This is a genomic window from Streptomyces noursei (assembly GCF_001646665.1).
Classification (GTDB): Bacteria; Actinomycetota; Actinomycetes; order Streptomycetales; family Streptomycetaceae; genus Streptomyces; species Streptomyces lavendulocolor.
Genome location: NZ_LWBU01000011.1, coordinates 149,457 through 167,609 on the forward strand (window position 1 = coordinate 149,457; position 18,153 = coordinate 167,609).

Annotated in this window: 12 protein-coding genes and 1 tRNA gene; 5 read left to right on the forward strand and 8 right to left on the reverse strand. The window is 72.1% G+C overall.

The features are described 5' to 3' along the window. Positions 1-260: 260 nt before the first annotated feature. The 5 genes from topA (at position 261) to A4V12_RS01465 (ending at position 9,513) form a co-directional block, all read left to right on the forward strand. On the forward strand, positions 261-3,110 hold the full coding sequence (gene topA / locus A4V12_RS01445; RefSeq protein ID WP_064067295.1) for a type I DNA topoisomerase: 2,850 nt from the start codon (positions 261-263) through the stop codon (positions 3,108-3,110). Between the two features lie 213 nt (positions 3,111-3,323). Beyond that, entirely contained in the window at positions 3,324-6,482 is a 3,159-nt protein-coding gene (gene tmk / locus A4V12_RS01450) for a dTMP kinase (protein ID WP_064067296.1), read from the forward strand. 82 nt (positions 6,483-6,564) lie between these two features. Continuing rightward, positions 6,565-7,770 carry a DNA polymerase III subunit delta' gene (locus A4V12_RS01455; protein WP_064067297.1) on the forward strand — a complete coding sequence of 402 codons (1,206 nt, stop codon included), beginning with the start codon at positions 6,565-6,567 and terminating at the stop codon, positions 7,768-7,770. Between the two features lie 53 nt (positions 7,771-7,823). After that, entirely contained in the window at positions 7,824-9,362 is a 1,539-nt protein-coding gene (locus A4V12_RS01460; RefSeq protein ID WP_064067298.1) for an alpha/beta hydrolase, read from the forward strand. Positions 9,363-9,439: 77 nt separating this feature from the next. Beyond that, positions 9,440-9,513, forward strand: a tRNA-Thr gene (locus tag A4V12_RS01465). Between the two features lie 45 nt (positions 9,514-9,558). Here A4V12_RS01465 and A4V12_RS01470 read toward each other — a convergent pair. From A4V12_RS01470 to A4V12_RS01505, 8 genes are all read right to left on the reverse strand, one after another. Next, positions 9,559-10,956 (reverse strand): tyrosine-type recombinase/integrase, encoded by a 1,398-nt coding sequence (locus A4V12_RS01470; protein WP_064067425.1) that lies wholly within the window; start codon positions 10,954-10,956, stop codon positions 9,559-9,561. Positions 10,957-11,019: 63 nt separating this feature from the next. Next, the gene (locus tag A4V12_RS01475) at positions 11,020-11,223 is read right to left on the reverse strand and encodes a helix-turn-helix domain-containing protein (protein WP_064067299.1); all 204 of its coding nucleotides are present in this window, start codon (positions 11,221-11,223) and stop codon (positions 11,020-11,022) included. 468 nt (positions 11,224-11,691) lie between these two features. Continuing rightward, on the reverse strand, positions 11,692-13,167 hold the full coding sequence (locus A4V12_RS01480; RefSeq protein ID WP_064067300.1) for a hypothetical protein: 1,476 nt from the start codon (positions 13,165-13,167) through the stop codon (positions 11,692-11,694). Between the two features lie 3 nt (positions 13,168-13,170). Next, positions 13,171-14,007 (reverse strand): bifunctional DNA primase/polymerase, encoded by an 837-nt coding sequence (locus A4V12_RS01485; protein WP_064067301.1) that lies wholly within the window; start codon positions 14,005-14,007, stop codon positions 13,171-13,173. Further along, positions 14,004-14,735 carry a DNA cytosine methyltransferase gene (locus A4V12_RS01490; RefSeq protein WP_064067302.1) on the reverse strand — a complete coding sequence of 244 codons (732 nt, stop codon included), beginning with the start codon at positions 14,733-14,735 and terminating at the stop codon, positions 14,004-14,006. Before A4V12_RS01490 ends, A4V12_RS01485 begins: the two co-directional genes overlap by 4 nt. 89 nt (positions 14,736-14,824) lie before the next feature. Continuing rightward, positions 14,825-15,253, reverse strand: coding sequence for an NUDIX domain-containing protein (locus tag A4V12_RS01495; RefSeq protein WP_064067303.1), 429 nt, complete (start codon positions 15,251-15,253; stop codon positions 14,825-14,827). 28 nt (positions 15,254-15,281) lie between these two features. After that, positions 15,282-15,734 (reverse strand): hypothetical protein, encoded by a 453-nt coding sequence (locus A4V12_RS01500; protein WP_064067304.1) that lies wholly within the window; start codon positions 15,732-15,734, stop codon positions 15,282-15,284. A gap of 203 nt (positions 15,735-15,937) precedes the next feature. After that, positions 15,938-18,064, reverse strand: coding sequence for an FtsK/SpoIIIE domain-containing protein (locus A4V12_RS01505; RefSeq protein WP_064067305.1), 2,127 nt, complete (start codon positions 18,062-18,064; stop codon positions 15,938-15,940). Between the last annotated feature and the right edge of the window lie 89 nt (positions 18,065-18,153).

Here is an 18,153-nt window from a genome sequence, read left to right on the forward strand (position 1 = left end):
CGACAGCGCGGAATCAGGCGCTCCGGAGCCTGAGGGGAGTCCGGGCGGCAGGAATGCCCGGACTCGGGTTACCGTTCGAGTGGCCGTTGCGGTCTTTTGCCGTTTGACACGGGGGCGGGTTGTACCGTCACACTCCGCAGCGACAGCAGCGTCAGAGCACGGCGTCACGTCACAGCAGTGCGCAGTGCGCCAGGAGTGCACGCGGTGGGATCCACCGCGCCGCACGCGCCACCGAGCGTCGACCGGAGAGAAGAGCGAAGTTGTCCCCGACCAGCGAGACCGCACAGGGCGGCCGCCGACTCGTCATCGTCGAGTCGCCTGCCAAGGCGAAGACGATCAAGGGCTACCTCGGCCCCGGCTACGTCGTCGAGGCGAGCGTCGGGCACATCCGCGACCTCCCCAACGGCGCCGCCGAGGTGCCCGAGAAGTACACCGGCGAGGTGCGCCGCCTCGGGGTGGACGTCGAGCACGACTTCCAGCCCATCTACGTCGTCAACGCCGACAAGAAGGCCCAGGTCAGGAAGCTCAAGGAGCAGCTGGCCGAGTCCGACGAACTCTTCCTCGCCACCGATGAGGACCGCGAGGGCGAGGCCATCGCGTGGCACCTGCTGGAAGTCCTCAAGCCCAAGGTCCCGGTCCACCGGATGGTCTTCCACGAGATCACCAAGGACGCCATCCGGGCCGCCGTCGCCAACCCGCGCGAGCTGAACAAGCGCATGGTCGACGCCCAGGAGACCCGCCGCATCCTCGACCGCCTCTACGGCTACGAGGTCTCGCCGGTCCTGTGGAAGAAGGTCATGCCCCGGCTGTCCGCCGGCCGGGTCCAGTCCGTCGCCACCCGCCTCGTCGTCGAGCGGGAGCGCGAGCGCATCGCGTTCCGTTCCGCCGAGTACTGGGACCTGACCGGCACGTTCGCCACCGGCCGCAGCGGTGACGCGTCCGACCCGTCGAACATCGTCGCCCGCCTCGCCGCCGTCGACGGCCGCCGCGTCGCCCAGGGCCGCGACTTCGGCCCCGACGGCCGGCTGAAGGCCTCCTCCGGCCAGGTGCTGCACCTCGCCGAGAGCGACGCCCGCGCCCTGGCCGCCGCGCTCGCCGACACGTCGTTCGCCGTCCGTTCCGTCGAGTCGAAGCCGTACCGCCGCTCCCCGTACGCGCCGTTCCGCACCACCACCCTCCAGCAGGAGGCCAGCCGCAAGCTCGGCTTCGGTGCCAAGGCGACCATGCAGATCGCGCAGAAGCTGTACGAGAACGGCTTCATCACGTACATGCGTACGGACTCGACCATCCTGTCCGACACCGCCGTCGCGGCGGCCCGGGCCCAGGTCACGCAGCTGTACGGCGCCGACTACCTGCCCGCCGCCCCCCGCGTCTACGCCGGCAAGGTCAAGAACGCGCAGGAGGCGCACGAGGCGATCCGCCCCTCGGGTGATCGTTTCCGCACGCCCGCCGAGACCGGCCTGACCGGTGACCAGTTCCGGCTGTACGAACTGATCTGGAAGCGGACCGTCGCCTCCCAGATGAAGGACGCCGTCGGGAACTCCGTCACCGTCAAGATCGGCGGACGGGCTGCCGACGGCCGGGACGCCGAGTTCTCCGCGTCCGGCAAGACGATCACCTTCCACGGCTTCATGAAGGCGTACGTCGAGGGCGCCGACGACCCGAACGCGGAGCTCGACGACCGTGAGCGCCGGCTGCCGCAGGTCGCCGAGGGCGACGCGCTGACCGCCGAGGAGATCACGGCGGACGGCCACGCCACCAAGCCGCCGGCCCGCTACACCGAGGCCTCGCTGGTCAAGGAGCTGGAAGAGCGCGAGATCGGCCGCCCGTCGACGTACGCGTCGATCATCGGCACGATCCTCGACCGCGGCTACGTCTTCAAGAAGGGCACCGCCCTCGTCCCGTCCTTCCTCTCCTTCGCCGTCGTCAACCTGCTGGAGAAGCACTTCGGCCGGCTCGTCGACTACGACTTCACCGCGAGGATGGAGGACGACCTCGACCGCATCGCACGCGGCGAGGCGCAGGCCGTGCCGTGGCTGAAGCGTTTCTACTTCGGCGAGGGGGACGGCGCGGCCGGCCGCGCCGCCGAGGCCGGCAACGGCGACGGCGACCACCTCGGCGGCCTGAAGGAACTGGTCACCGACCTGGGCGCGATCGACGCCCGCGAGATCTCCTCCTTCCCCGTCGGCAACGGCATCGTGCTGCGCGTCGGCCGCTACGGCCCGTACATCGAGCGCGGCGAGAAGGACACCGACGGCCACCAGCGGGCGGACGTGCCGGAGGACCTGGCACCCGACGAGCTGACGGTCGAGCTCGCGGAGGAACTGCTGGCCAAGCCCAGCGGCGACTTCGAGCTGGGCACGGACCCCGCGACCGGCCACCAGATCGTCGCCAAGGACGGGCGCTACGGCCCGTACGTGACGGAGATCCTGCCCGAGGGCACCCCGAAGACCGGCAAGAACGCCGTGAAGCCGCGCACCGCCTCGCTCTTCAAGTCGATGGCGCTGGACACGGTGACCCTCGAGGACGCGCTGCGCCTGATGTCGCTGCCGCGCGTGGTGGGCACCGACGCCGAGGGCGTCGAGATCACCGCGCAGAACGGCCGCTACGGCCCGTACCTGAAGAAGGGCACGGACTCGCGCTCGCTGGAGAACGAGGAGCAGCTCTTCACCATCACGCTCGACGAGGCGCTGGCGATCTACGCCCAGCCGAAGCAGCGTGGCCGCGCGGCCGCCAAGCCCCCGCTCAAGGAGCTGGGCACGGACCCGGTCAGCGAGCGCCCGGTGGTCGTGAAGGACGGCCGCTTCGGACCGTACGTCACGGACGGCGAGACCAACGCGACGCTGCGGACCGGCGACAGCGTGGAGACGATCACGCCGGAGCGCGGCTACGAGCTGCTGGCGGAGAAGCGGGCCAAGGCGCCCGCCAAGAAGACGGCCAAGAAGGCGGCGGCCAAGAAGGCGCCGGCGAAGAAGACGGCCGCGAAGAAGACCACGACCGCCAAGAAGACGGCCGCGAAGAAGACGACCACCGCCAAGAAGACGACGGCGAAGAAGACGACCACGGCGAAGACGGCGGCCGCGGCGTCGAAGGCCTCGTCCGAGGACTGACGGCACGAGGGGCCGGGGTGACGTTCGCGTCGCCCCGGCCCCTCGCGCGTCCGCGAGCACCGACGGACCGGGTCCCGGTCCCGGCGCGGTCCCGGGCCCAGGCACGGCCCCGGCACCGTCCCGGCCCGCGGCGGAGGACCCTCCGGGGCCGCTGCCAGTCGTTTGTTCAGGCGGGGACGACTGGGTGTCACTCCGTCCGGATAGGCTGAGGGGATGACGCGAGCCGAGCAGCCAACGGTCTTGAGCCCCACCTCAGACTCCGACGCCGCACTTGCCGCGGACTCCCGCGAGCGCGCCGTACGGGCCCTGTTGCGCAACCCGCCGCTGAAGCGGCTGTGGAGCGCGCAGCTCGTCGGCGGCGTCGGCGACGCCCTCGCCCTGCTCGTCCTGGTGCTCCTGGCGCTGCAGGCGGCGGTCGTCGAGGGAGCCTTCGGAGGCGGGTACCGGGGCGCGGCCTTCGCGGTCGCCGCGGTCTTCGGGGCCCGGATCCTGTCCACACTCCTCTTCGGCGCCGTCCTGCTCGGCCCGCTGACGACGCTCACCGCCCCCAAGGGCCCGCTGGACCGCCGCTGGACCATGGTCGGCGCCGACGGCGTACGGGTCGCGCTGCTGGTCGTCGCCCCGCTGTGGATCGACTGGACCCCCGGCAAGGCCCTCGCGTTCCTGCTGGGCACCGCGTTCCTGGCCGGCGTCGCCGAGCGGTTCTGGACCGTCGCCCGGGAGGGCGCCGCCCCCGCCCTGCTGCCCGCCCCGCCCCCCGAGGGCGCCGTGGTGCGGCCGCTGCCCGACCACATGGACGCGCTGCGGCGCCTGTCGCTGCGCACCGGCTTCGCCGCCGTCCCCGGCGCGGCCGCCGCACTCCTCGTCGCCACGCTCGTCGGCAACCTGCTCGGAGCCGGCATCGACTGGTTCTCCACCCACCAGGCCGCCCTCGGGTCCTACGTGGCGGCCGGGCTGTTCGCCGCGTCCGTCTCCGTCCTGTACTTCCTGGAACTGCCCGACAGCCAGACCCCGCGCCCCCGCTCCCCGCTGGAGGGACTGCGCCGCCCCTCGACCGGGAGCGGCGTCGACAAGGGCCGTACGGGAGCGATACCGCTGCTCGTGCTCGCCTGCGCGGCCGTGGCCGGGGCCGTCGCGTCCGCCACCGCCGTCGCCGCCCTGCACGCCAGGGACCTCGGCGGCGGCCCGGTCGCGTTCGCGCTGCTCGTCCTGGCGCTGATCGGCGGCACCGGCCTCGGCATCCGGCGCGCCCCGGCCGTACTGCCCGCGCTCTCCCGCCGCCGCCTGCTGGCCCTGGCCACCGCCGTCACCGGTGTCGCTCTCCTCGCCCTCGGGCTGGTGCCCGACACCGCGACCGTGCTGTTCATCGCCCTCGGCACCGGCTTCGCGGCCGGCGTCGCGGCCAACACCGGTCACACCCTGCTCGACCAGGAGACCGAGGAGTTCCGCAGGCCGCGCCTCACCGAGCACCTCCACGCCGTCGTACGGGTCTCCATCGCGCTCGGCGCGCTCGCCGCCCCGCTGCTCGCGGCCGCCATCGGCCCGCACCGGCTCGCCGGCGGCGGGTTCGTCTTCGCCCACGGCGGCGCCGCCTTCACCCTCATGCTGGTCGGCGCCCTGCTGCTGCCCGTCGCCGCGCTGGTGCTCGCCAGGACCGACGACCGCTCCGGGGTGCCGCTGCGCCGCGACCTCCGGGACGCGCTCCGCGGCGCCGACCCGGCCCAGGCCCCGTCGGCGACCGGATTCTTCATCGCCCTGGAGGGCGGCGACGGCGCCGGCAAGTCCACGCAGGTGGAGGCGCTCGCCGAGTGGATCAGGGCCAAGGGCCACGAGGTGGTCGTGACCCGCGAACCGGGCGCCACCCCCATCGGCAAGCGCCTGCGCTCCATCCTGCTGGACGTGTCCAGCGCCGGACTGTCCAACCGCGCGGAGGCGCTGCTGTACGCCGCCGACCGCGCCGAACACGTCGACTCGCTGGTCCGCCCGGCCCTGGAGCGCGGCGCGATCGTCATCTCCGACCGGTACATCGACTCGTCCGTGGCCTACCAGGGCGCCGGCCGCGACCTGTCCCCGACCGAGATCGCCCGCATGTCGCGCTGGGCGACCAGCGGCCTCGTCCCGCACCTGACCGTCCTGCTGGACGTCTCGCCGGAGACCGCGCGGGAGCGGTTCACGGAGGCGCCGGACCGGCTGGAGTCCGAGCCGGCCGAGTTCCACCGGCGCGTACGGGCCGGCTTCCTCGCCCTCGCGGCGGCGGACCCGGGCCGGTACCTGGTGGTGGACGCGGGCCAGGCCCCCGAGACGGTCACCACCGTCGTACGCCACCGGCTCGACCAGATGCTGCCCCTCTCCGAGGCCGAGGTGAAGGCCATGGAGGCGGCGCGCAGGGCGGCCGAGGAGGAGGCCCGGCGCAAGGCCGAGGAAGAGGCCGCGCGCAAGGCCGAGGAGGAGCGCCTGGAGCGCGAGCGCCAGGAGCAGCTCGCCAAGCTGCGGGCCGAGGAGGCCGAGCGCAAGCGCCGCGAGGAGGAAGAGGCGCGGCAGCGCGAGGCCGAGCGCCAGGCCGAGGAGGCCAGGCGGCGGGCGGAGGAGGCACGCCGGCTCGCCGAGGAGGAGCGGCGGCGCCGCGAGGCCGAGGAGAAGGCACGCCGCGAGGAGCAGGAGCGGCTGCGCAAGATGAAGGAGGAGCAGGAGCGGCTGCGGGCCGAGGCCGAGGCACGGCGGCTGGAGAAGCAGCGCAAGGCCGAGGAGGCACTGCTGCGCGCCGAGGAGGCGCGCAAGCTCGCCGAAGCGGCGGCCGCGGCGTCGGCGGCCGCGTCGGTGGCGGCGTCCGCCACCGAGACGACGGTGCCGACACCGGTGGTCCGCCCGGACCAGGAGACCGAGGAGGTCCCGGCCCCGCGCGTCAACATGCGCAAGGACGACGCGGAGACCACCCTCCTGCCGCGCGTGCGGGACGAGGCCCCGGCCGACGACGAGACGACCGTCCTGCGGCCGGTGCGCGACACCGGGCCTGCCGCCGCCGCTCCTGCCGACGCCGAGGAGACCGCGGTCCTCCCGCCCGTACGGGACACCGGGCCTGCCGCCGCCGGTCCCGCCGACGCCGAGGAGACCGCCGTCCTGCCGCCCGTACGGGACGCCGGACCGGCCGCCGACCGTGTGCCGCCGGGGTTCTTCCGGGACGAGGAGCCCGGCAGGGCGGGCGCCGAGCGGACCCGTGAGCTGCCGCAGGTCGACGACCAGGGCAGGCCCCGGCGCCGCTCGGACTGGGCGGAGGAGACCCCGCTCGACGACCTGCCGACCCTCGCGGACGAGCTGCTCGGACCGCACGACGACGACGAGGACCGCGGGCGCGGCGGCGGCCCCCGCCGCTGACGCCGGCGGGCGGCGTCCGCTGTCGTACCCCTGCCTCACAATGGGAAGCCGGATCGATACGCAAGCAGGAGGGCGGTGACCCATGCCCGTGTGGGACGACCTGGTCGGCCAGGACCGCGTCCAGGAGCAGTTGCGGGCCGCCGCCCGTGACGCCGACGCGCTCGTCACCGCCGACGCGGGCGGCACCGCGGGGCCCGAGGCGTCGAAGATGACCCACGCCTGGCTGTTCACCGGTCCGCCCGGCTCCGGGCGGACCACCGCCGCCCGGGCGTTCGCCGCGGCCCTCCAGTGCGTCAGCCCCGACCGCGCCCTGGGCGGCGAACCGGGCTGCGGGTTCTGCGACGGTTGCCACACGGCCCTGGTGGGCACCCACGCGGACGTCTCGACGGTCGCCGCCGTGGGCACCCAGATCCTGGTCGACGACATGCGGGACACGGTCCGCAAGTCGTTCACGTCACCCGCGAACGGCCGCTGGCAGGTCATCCTCGTCGAGGACGCCGAGCGGCTGAACGAGAAGTCGGCCAACGCCGTCCTGAAGGCCGTGGAGGAGCCCGCGCCCCGCACGGTGTGGATCCTGTGCGCCCCGTCCATCGAGGACGTCCTGCCCACCATCCGCTCCCGCTGCCGCCACCTCACCCTGCGCACCCCGCCCGTCGAGGCCGTCGCCGACGTCCTGATCCGGCGGGACGGCATCGAGCCCGACGCCGCGTACGCCGCCGCCCGCGCCACCCAGGGCCACATCGACCACGCCCGGCGCCTCGCCACGGACGAGCGCGCCCGGACCCGCCGGGCCACCGTGCTCAAGCTGCCCCTGCGCGTCGAGGACGTCGGCGGCTGCCTCAAGGCCGCCCAGGAACTGATCGACGCGGCGTCCGAGGACGCCAAGGAGGTCGCCGAGGGCACCGACGCCAAGGAGACCGAGGAGCTGAAGGCCGCCCTCGGCGGCACCCCCGGCGGGCGGATGCCGCGCGGCACCGCCGGTGCGATGAAGGAGCTGGAGGACAAGCAGAAACGCCGCCGCACCCGTACCCAGCGCGACAGCCTCGACCTCGCCCTCGGCGAGCTGACCAGCTTCTACCGCGACGTCCTCGCCCTCCAGCTCCGCGCGGCCACCGCCCTCGCCAACGAGGACGTGCGGGACGCGCTGGAGCGGGTGGCCCGCGACTCGACGCCCGAGCGGACGCTGCGCCGGATCGAGGCGGTCCTCGCCTGCCGCGAGGCCATGGACCGCAACGTCGCGCCGCTGCTCGCGGTGGAGGCCATGACCATGGCGCTGCGCGCGGGGTGACCCGTCCGAGTGGTCGCGGACACAAGGAGTCAGCGGACGGCTACGCTCCGGTCATGGACTCACGTCGTCTGTTCCGCACGTCCGCCGTCACCCTCTCGGTCTTCGGCCTGCTCATCGCGGGCTGCACGGAAGGGGGCACGACACCGGCCGCCTCCGCCCCGGCCCCGCCATCGGCGGCCCCGGACGAGCGGCTCCGCGAGTTCTACGGCCAGCGGCTGATCTGGCGCGCGTGCGGCGTCCCCGGCTTCGAGTGCGCCACCATGAAGGCGCCGCTCGACTACGCCGACCCCGGCGGTGAGCAGATCAAGCTGGCCGTCTCCCGCATCAAGGCCACCGGCCCCGGCAAGCGCCTCGGCTCGCTGCTGGTCAACCCGGGCGGCCCGGGCGGCTCGGCGGTCGGCTACCTCCAGGGGTACGCGGGTGTCGGCTACCCCGCCCCGGTCCGGGCCCGCTACGACATGGTCGCCGTGGACCCGCGCGGCGTGGCCCGCAGCGAGCCCGTCCGGTGCCTCGACGGCCCGCAGATGGACGCCTACACGCAGGTGGACCAGACGCCCGACGACGGCGGCGAGACCGCCCGCCTCGCCGCCTCCTTCAAGGCCTTCGCCGCCGGGTGCAAGAAGCGCTCCGGCCGCATCCTGCCGCACGTCTCCACCGTCGAGTCCGCCCGTGACATGGACATCCTGCGCGCGGTGCTCGGCGACAAGCGGCTGAACTTCGTGGGCGCCTCCTACGGCACGTTCCTCGGCGCCACGTACGCCGAGCTGTTCCCCTCCCGCACCGGCAGGCTCGTACTGGACGGGGCGATGGACCCGTCCCTGCCCACCGCCCAGCTCAACCGCGACCAGACGGCCGGCTTCGAGACGGCCTTCCGGTCCTTCGCCGCCGACTGCGTCGAGCAGACGGACTGCCCGCTGGGCACCGGTTCGCCCGACGAGGCGGCCGACCGCCTCAAGGCCTTCTTCGCCGAGCTGGACGCCAAGCCCGTCCCGACCGGCGAGAGCCGCCCGCTCGGCGAGGCCCTGGCCACCACCGGCGTGATCGCCGCCATGTACGACGAGTCCGCCTGGCCGCAGCTGCGCGAGGCCCTCACCCGGGCGATGGGCGGCGAGGGCTCGGCGCTGCTGGACCTGGCCGACAGCTACTACGAGCGCGAGGACGACGGCACGTACTCGAACCTGATGTACGCCAACGCCGCCGTGAACTGCCTCGACCAGCCGCCCGCCTTCACCGGCCCCGCCGAGGCCGCCGCCGCCGTACCGTCCTTCGAGAAGGCGTCACCCGTCTTCGGCGAGGGACTGGCCTGGGCCTCCCTGAACTGCGCGTACTGGCCGGTCGAGGCGACCGGCTCCGCCCACCGCATCCAGGCGGACGGCGCCCCGCCCATCATGGTCGTCGGCACCACCCGCGACCCGGCCACCCCCTACAAGTGGGCGAAGTCCCTCGCGGCCCAGCTCTCCTCCGGCAACCTCCTCACCTACGACGGCGACGGCCACACGGCGTACGGCCGCGGCAGCGACTGCGTCGACACCGCGATCAACACCTTCCTCCTGGACGGCACGGTCCCCCCGCCCGGAAAGCGCTGCACCTGACGCGTGTGCGAGGCACCCCCCGGACCTGTGTAGACTTGTCCCCGCTGCTGCACCCACCAGTGGGTTCGCAGGGCGGTGCCGCCTTAGCTCAGTTGGCCAGAGCAACGCACTCGTAATGCGTAGGTCTCGGGTTCGAATCCCGAAGGCGGCTCACTCAAAACCCAGCTCAGACCTAGTCTGAGCTGGGCTTTTTCGTTCAGCGGATCCGGCGACGGCGCAGGGAGCGTGCCGCACGGGTGTCGGTGGTCTCACTCTTGGTCTCAGTGGGGCCCGGACTCGGGGCCAACTGCGGCGGTACGAAGAACTCGCCCATGCGCCGCATGGCGTCCCTCGACAGGTGGGATCGGCCCTTCACGTATCGCCGCGTCTGGCTGATCTGGGTGTGCCGCAAGATCTCCATGATCGTGGGCATGTCCACACCCAATTCGTTCAGGATCGTGCCGGCGGTGTGACGGCTCCCGTCGTACAGGCGGCGGTCATCGATCCTGGCTGCCTGGAGGAGTTCTTTGAACTCCTCATAGTCGGCGCGCGGGTCGAGCGGCCGGCCGTCCGGGCGCGAGAACACGACGTCGTGCTCCTGCCACAGTTCCCCGGCGGCTTCCCGTGCCGCTTCCTGCTGGGCCTTGTGGTCGTGAAGGAGGGGGACGAAGACGGGCGGGATCGGCACGGCGTTCCGGCTCTTCTTGGTCTTGGGACGGGTGAAGGTGAGCCCGCCTTCCTTGCGCTTCGGGCAGGCGCTCGCATGCTTGGTGCACGTTTTGGTGCACGGCTTCGGGCAGCCTCGCTTGTAGCCCTTGTGCGTGGTGCAGTTCGGCGGGCAAGGCTCAAAGCGGTGCAGTCGCCCCCCACAGGTGTGCGGGTCGTCGCAGCCGTGTCGCCACGTGAGGCGCTGAAGCTGCCATTCGGGGCGGAACAGCTCTGCTTCCAGGTCGACGTACGACCAGCGCAGTCCAAGCGTCTCGCCCTGCCGGAACCCCATGCCGACACCGACGATCCACCGCATGAAGGTGGGCCGCTTCGACGCGGCCTCGAGGAACGCTTTCGCTTCCTCCTTGGTGAAGGGGTTGGCCTCGGTCTCGTCGATGCTCGGCGGGTCCACGAGCGTGGCCACGCTCTCGCCGACGATGCGGCGACGGTGGGCAATCTTCAAGGCGCGGGACAGGATGCGGTGCACCTTCACGACGTGCGAGGGAGCGTGGCCGGCGTCGAGCATGGACCGGTACATCCGCTCAAGGTGCTCGGGTTGCAACTTGTCGATGCGGTGCTTGCCGACGCCGGGGATGATGTCGTTGCGGGTCTTGGACCAGTAGTCGTCGAGCGAGCGCGGTTTGAGCTTCAGGCTCGCGATGCCGGTGAGGTAGGTCTCCATCCACGCGGCGACGGTCGGCTTACGGGCCGCTGCGGGTGCGCGCCCCTGATCCCGTTGGCGCTCCAGCTCCTTCACCTTGCGCTTGATCTCGGCCTCGGTCCGGGCCCGGCGGTGGCGTCGGTCGGGGCCGCCGTCGCCCTTGACGCCCATCGTCACTCGGCCGTGCCACCAGCCATCGGCACCGAAGTAGATGGACGACTCCATGTTGGGCTTGCGGGGACTCATGTGCTCCTCCATGCGGGAGGCGCCCCTAGCACGATGCTCGGGGCGCCTCAGGGCGTGCTCGGGTCAGTTGTGCTGTGGTTCGAGGCTGTCCACGAACGCTTCGAGATCGCGCCGCTTGATGCGGCGGCAGCGGCCCAACTTGGTGTAGGTCAGAACTCCGTCTGCCATCAGCTCGTAGACGGTCGAGCGGCCAATGGCGAGCACTTCGGCAGCCTCTTCGGGCTTGTACAGGAGTCGGTCGACGGGAGCAGCGATCGCGGTGCTCATCGGGGTGTCTCCTAGGGAGCAGGATCTTGGGCAGTTGTCAGAGCTTGCGCCTGTCCGAGGTGCGGATTTCTGCGTCACTGCGTCATCTGCGTCACGTCATGCCTCTGAGCTGTGGTTTCGCGTGACGCAGCGGGTAGTGGGTTGCGTCATGGGTGACGCAGGGCTTGCGTCACCCATGACGCAGGTGACGCGGGATGACGCAGCCGTCGTCGTCTGCGTCATTCCTGTTGCGGCAGGTCAGGGGCCACTTTGTGCCCTGGGGTGACGCAGGTGACGCAGCGTCTCTTCCTCTAGGACAAAGGAAGGGTTGTCTTGTTGTAGTGCGTCGCGGCTCAGAGAGCGAATGCGGAGCCGCTTCGCGGCGCGACCACCGGCGGCGGCGAGCCGCCGAACTGCAAGAGGAGCACGTCCGCGCGGCGCCCGGTGCTCCTCTTGCTTGTCCGCGCCGCGCCGTCGTGGTGCGGCAGGTCAGGTCAGCGCTTCCTGCTGGTGGGCGGGAGGCGTGGGCGGGCGGGTCATGGCGATGTACCGGGCGGAGCCGGTGCGGCCCCAGTCGATGAGCACGCCCCGGGCGGCCAGCGTCGGTTGGAGGCGCTTGAGGCGGTCGGAGAGGACTTTGCCGGTGGTGGGCCACCCCTTGGGCAGGGGACGGCACTCCTCACCGCTGTAGAGGCCGGTGAGGGCATACAGCCACTCCGAGGACGTCATCCGGGTCTCGCTGCCCGGCATCATGCCGGCGGCGTGCTTCAGCACGGTCTGAGCCAGCAGGTCGCCTTCGATGACGTCGTCGTTGAGGTCGTCCAGGCTGGCCCGGTAGGCGTCCAGCGAGCCGAAGCCAGTCGCGGCGTCGAGCTGTGCGCATAGGTGCGCGAAGTCGGCCATCCGCAGGTCGGTCGGGATGTCCGCTTCGGCGGCCCGCACCTTCACGGTCAGGTCCAGGAGCGAGCCGAGGATGACGGGCAGCACCTGCTCGTACTCCGCCCACAGCTCTGCCTCGGTGCGCCGCACGCGCGGACGCTCAAGCCGCAGCGGGAGGAGCCGTTCAGCGAGGTCGGGGCGGATAACCCCGACATCGATGCCGGTCAGCAGCATCGGACGGCGGTAACCGATGCGGAAGACGTCCCCGTCGGTGAACAGGGCCCGCTTGACGTCTTCGGCGCCGGTGACGATGCGGCACATGGCGTCGGAGAGGTCCGGGGTCATGTGGGAGAGGTTGTCCAGGGCGGTGACCCACCCGGCGGCCACGGTCGTGGTCAGGTTCTCCTCATCCTTCGGGGCGCGGCGCAGGTCGCCGCTCATGCCCTCGATGATCCGAACCAGCATCCGCCCGGCCGTGGACTTCCCGGCGCCCTGGGGGCCGGTGAGGAACGGAGCGGGGACGGGGACAGAGGGGCCGAGGCAGCCGATGAGCCAGGCGACGGCCAGGCACTCGGTCTCCGCAGTGGCGAAGTTCGTCAGCCTCAGCAGCAGGTCGATGCCCTTGCCGTCGGTGTCCTTGGCGGGCAGGGGCAGCTCCCCGGTGAGCTGGGTACGGCGCCAGCACACCTCACGCGGATCCGGGACAGCGATATCCCACCCGGTGGGGTGGATACGGACCGACTGCCCATCACCGCGGCCCAAGTCCAACCAGGTGGCACCGTCCAAGCCGGGCGCCACGCGGATGTGCACGGGCTGGGTGCCCTCGGTCAGCGCCAGCGCTTCGATCAAGTCCAGGGCCTCCTTGAGTGCGGTGCCGTTGAACACGCCGATGCCGTCCTTGAACAGGCCGACCATGAGTTCCTGCCGGTGGCTGCCCGTGGTGCCCTGGGAGCGGATCGGCCGGGCCACGGGGTGGCCATTCCTCTGCGCGTACACGGTCCCGTCAGCGGTGCGGAAGTACCGGAAATGCTTCTGCGCATAGTCGGTGATGATCTGGCGAGCAGGGGTCTTCTCGTCCTCGGACATGGCTCACATCCCCAGGGCGGTGCGGGCGTTGGCCCACGCGTCGGTGCAGTGCCGGACGGTCTCGCCCATGGACTGCGCGGCGGTGAACAGCCGCGTGATGTGGGTGTCGGTCAGGCAGCCGCACCGGCCGTGCGTGGACAGCACCGCGAGGAACGTCCGGTACACGGTCGCGTGCACCGCGCTTGTGGTGCTGGTGATGCGCTGCTCCGCCATGGTGATGCCCCGTTCCAGGTAGGCGGGGGTGCGGTGAGGGCACTGCCCGCCCAGGGCCGACGTGGGCACGGTGGAGGCGTGCGCCGTCCGGGCCGGGCGGGGCTCCTTCACGGTCAGGGCGCGGACGGTGTCGGGCAGGGCGGTCATGGTGCCGGTGCCGGGGCCGAGGTAGCGGGCGTAGGCCATGGTCGACTTGATGTCCACGCCGGGCCGTACGGCGTTCGCCGACCGCATCGTGCCTCGGTAGATCCAGTGCTCGCCGCGCGTCGTCGGCACGGTCCACGTGGCGGGCAGGGCGGTGCGGGCCCAGGCGACGGCTTCGTCGTCGTCCAGGTCCACCACGGTCACCCCGGCTCCGCCCGGGTGGTAGGCGACGGCGGCGGCCCTGCGCCACTTCGGCGCCCAGGCGGGCGAGGTGATGACGGCCGGGTCGGTGGTGGCGGCGGCCCAGCCGTGACAGACGCGCGGGCACGCGCAGGTCCCGGCGGTCTTCATGGTCGGCCGGCCGCCGCAGGCGTTGTCCCGGCAGTCGGGGCAGTTGCCGAACGGGACCTTCCCGGCCCGCAGCGGCAGGACCGGCACCCTCGCCGCGGCGAGCCCGAGCCCGGTGTTCAACAGGTCGCTCATGCCGCCACCCCCACCGAGCGGAGGGAGGTGTGCAGGGCGCGGCCGATGTGCTGGGAGTAGGCGGGCGGGATGGCTTCGGTCAGCTCCTCGCGCACGTCGGTCCAGGTGATGCCCATGGCGTTCTGCATCTCCGCGATGGTGGCCTTGCCGCCTCCGGAGCCGTAGGCGGCGACGTAGGGGCCGTCGTAGAAGCGGCCGTGCCGGTAGCCGCGCACCCGGCCCCGGTGCTTGGGGTGCGCCGGTCGGGCCATGGTCCAGCGGCCCAACTCGAAGTTGCGGTGCCGCAGGACCCCGAGCCCGAACATCTCCCCGCACAGCGAGAGGTCTTTGCGGATGGCGGCGCGGCCGTTGGGCTGTTCGATCACGTACGGCAGGCCGGTCCGCTCCAGCAGGGCGCGGGTGGGGGCGACCAGGTCGATGTGGGTGCCGCCCCAGCCCTGGGAGCGGTTGGTGCCCACCGTGAGCGCGCACTTGTTCTGGCAGGGCGGGGAGGCGTGCACGGCCGCGTACCGGCGGATCTCCCCCGACGCGATCAGGTTGGCCAGGTAGGTGAGGGCGTCGCCCTGGTGGAAGGTGAAGGGGTAGTTCGGGCGCGGGGCGATGTCGACGCCGACGACGTCGAACCCGGCCCGCCGGTAGCCCATGGCCGCGCCGCCGGCGCAGCAGAACAGGTCCAGCAGCAACGGCCTTACGCGGCCTACTCGCCGGATCACGGTCGGTTGAGTCATGCTGGGAGACCTCCAACAGGTCTGTAGCGGACTGGAGACAAGGGCGGCCCCGGTGTTCTTGGCGGAAGCGGGGGCCGCCCTTGGCATAGCTAGAGCGGGGCGTTCTGTCGGCGCCGCGCGGCGGCGGCCACGATCTGTCCGTGGTCGAACGCGAGAGGGCCGGTGTGGTCGAGCGGCACCCAGCGGATGGCGGCGGCGTCGTCCCCGGCGCGGGCGGTGGTGTCGTAGGGGACGGTCACCAGGTAGGCCGCGGTGACGTACCGGCCGCGCGGGTCGCGGTCGGGGGCGTCGTAGATGCCGATCAGGTCCAGGTCGTCGGCGTCGACGCGGACGCCGGTCTCCTCCAGCAGTTCGCGGGCGGCGGCGGCGCGGGAGGTTTCGCCGGGGTCGACGTGCCCGCCGGGCAGGGCGAGCTGTCCCTTGTGCGGCGGCCATCCCCGCTCGATCAGCAGGACGGCACCGTCGCGGATGCACACCACGTCGGCGGTGTAGCGGATGGTCTCGAAGGTCTCGGTCATTCGGGTTTCGCTCCTTGGTCGGGTCGGTTCAGCCGTGGAAGTGGTTGCGCTTGAACGTGGCCTTGCGGATGTTCACGGTGGTGCCGCCCTGGTGGCCGCTCGGGCTGAGGACCTGGGCGGCGATCCATCCGCCGAAGATGACGGCGGCCAGGGTGATCAGTTGGGTGATGAACGCGGTGAGCGCGGCGATGAACGAGGTGAGCAGGAGCAGTCCGCCGCACACCGCGAGGAACCCGACGCCGCCGAGGGCGACGTTGATCGCCGTGCGGGAGACGGCGGGCTTGGCGGTGACCGGCTCGGGGCGGTGCGGGTCGATGGCGTAGCCGGTGATGACGCGGCCGTCCGGCAGGACGATGCTCGCCACGGTCGGGACGGCGGCCGGCTGCACCGGCACGACCGGCGACGGGTGGCCCGCGGTGGGCGGGAGCGGGGTCGGGTGGTGGACCTCTACGGCCCGCTGGTGGACGTGGTCGGGGTACATGCGGAATCCATTCCGGTGCTCGGTGGGGGAGGCGGCGGCACGCCGTTCGGGGTGCCGTGTGGAGGGGGTTTCGGGGGTCTGAGCAGGCAGGCTCCCCGCCTCCCCGAAGTGGTGTTTTCGCTGATCAGCGTGGGGGAGACGGTTCGGGGAGGGGGTTGGGGAGTTCTCCCCGCCTCCCCGGGCCGGGTGGCTGTGCTTCCCCGCTACTCTGCGGCGGAAGTGGAACCGTCCGTGTCGCGGTTGGCGAGTGCTCGCAGGACGTGATCGCGGTGGACGACCATGACGCCGTGCGACTTCTTCGGCTCCTCGCCGTGCTCCTCCAGCAGGCTCTTGAGCCTGTCGTTGGTCCACTGGTCGCCGTAGACCTTCGGGGCCAGGGCGTGCAGCCGCTTCAGCACTTCGTTGGTCCGCAGCCGGGGCGCGTCGCCGATGACGTCGGCGACGTCGGCGAGCGCGTCACGCTCTTCGTCCTGCTCGACCACGCGCAGGGTGGTGACACCGTCGCGCAGGGTCTTGGCCCGGTCGGCGACTTCGGCGGCCGGCTCGTCGTCGATGAAGTGGGTCCGCACCGTGATGGACGCCTGCCCGGCAGGGATCGTGATGCCGTCGGAGGCGATGACCAGGGTTCCCTTGTCCAGGCCCTGGCGCAGCAGGTGCGGGGCGGCGCCGGCGTTGACGGCTTTGTCGCCCAGCGCCATGCGGGCCTGCGACTCGGTGCCGACCACGAGGGAGGCGCGGGTGTGGGCACCCTCGCGGACCAGCTTGGGCAGGTTCTGGTCGGTGGGGTCCTGCGTGCCCTGCCACATCAGCACGTCCACCGCACGCCCCTGGTTGTGAATTTCGCGGACGGCCATGAAGTACCGCGACGTGGCTTTGGCGCCGCCGTAGGGGCGTCCGTCCTCGCCCTTGGCCGGGCACATGAACGCTTTCTGCGCCTCATCCACCAGCACGATCAGCGGCGGGAACCCGAGCGACGGGTCCTTGCGGACCGCCTCGATCCTCCGGTTCATCTCCTCCACCGCGTCCTCGACCATCTCGGTCGCCTGAATGCAGTGGCCGTCGGAGGGGCCCTCGATCAGCACCTTCGCGATGCCCTCGAACATGGCCCAGTCGCCGACACCCTTCAGGTCGGCGATCCAGAACTGCACGGAGCGGTCCAGGGCCAGCCACAGGGCGAGTGCGCGCAGGGCTGCGGTCTTGCCTTGGTTGGACAGGCCGGTGACCAGCAGGTGGCGCTGATACAGGCTGATCGCGGCGGCGTCACCGCGCAGGTCCTGTCCCCACGGGGCTTTGCCGGTCTTGTAGTTCGCGGTCATCGTCTCGTCGGTGACCAGCGGGGACGGGCCGATCGGCTCGTCCAGCGCTCCGGAGTCGGCGATCCACAGCCGCACCGTGCGGGCGGCGGTCGGGATGGTGATGAACACCTCGTGCTCGTGGCGGGTCAGGTTCTCGGCGAGCTTGCGCCGCCGGTTCTGCACCTCGTTCGTGGCCACCCCGGACGGCAGCGTCACGTCCACCTCGACACCGCAACCGGCGATCCGGATCGGACCGAGCATGCTCGCGCCGGCGTCGCCCATCTCCTTGATGGCGTTGCGCAGGGCGGGCACGCCGAGGTCACGCAGGGCCTTGACGACGATGGACGGCGTGATCGGCTCCCCCTCGCCCGACCGTGCGTTCGCCGGAAGCGCCCAGGCGGGTGCGGCCTGCTGGTGCCGGCCGACGCCCCACAGGGCGAGTAAGGCGAGGAACGGGCCGATCGCGAGCGCCGGACCCCACACGATCTGCACGATGCGGATGAGCAGGGCGATGAAGTCGATCGTCGCCGCCAGGGGCGTGATGACCTCCCCGACCCGACCGGTGTTGATGGCCATCACCACGCCGAGAGCCACCAGCACTCCGACGCTCATCCCGGCGCCGACGGCGACACTCTTGGCGGCATCGAGCGGGGAGTGCAGCAGGTCCATGCGGCGACGGTGGCGCGCTTCGCGGAAGCGCTGCCCGCGCTCCTCCCACTCGGCAGCCGCTTCCATGTTCCCCGCGGCTTCCGCCGCGCGCATGTAGCGCTCGTAGCGGGCTGCGGTCCGCCCGTCCCACGTACGGCGGGCCACGATCCGCGCCCCGCCCACCACGTAGAGGCTGTGCCGTGCCACCGCACGCGCGGCCGTGGTGGTGCGCTCGTCGGTGGCCAGCCGCTTGATGGCCCGGCCGGAGCGCACCCACAGCGGCACGAGGGCGGGCGGTGCGGGGTCGGGGACCACGGTCAAAGTGGTCACGTTGTCGGCGGGCGGGAGGTCGGTGTTCTTGCGCAGGTGAACGACGTTGTCACCCATGAGGGGAAGACTCCTGACTGCCCCAGGCGGGGCGGAAGATGAGAGGGCGCGCTGGGGTGGCCGGGACCGTGGCAGGAACGGCCACCCCA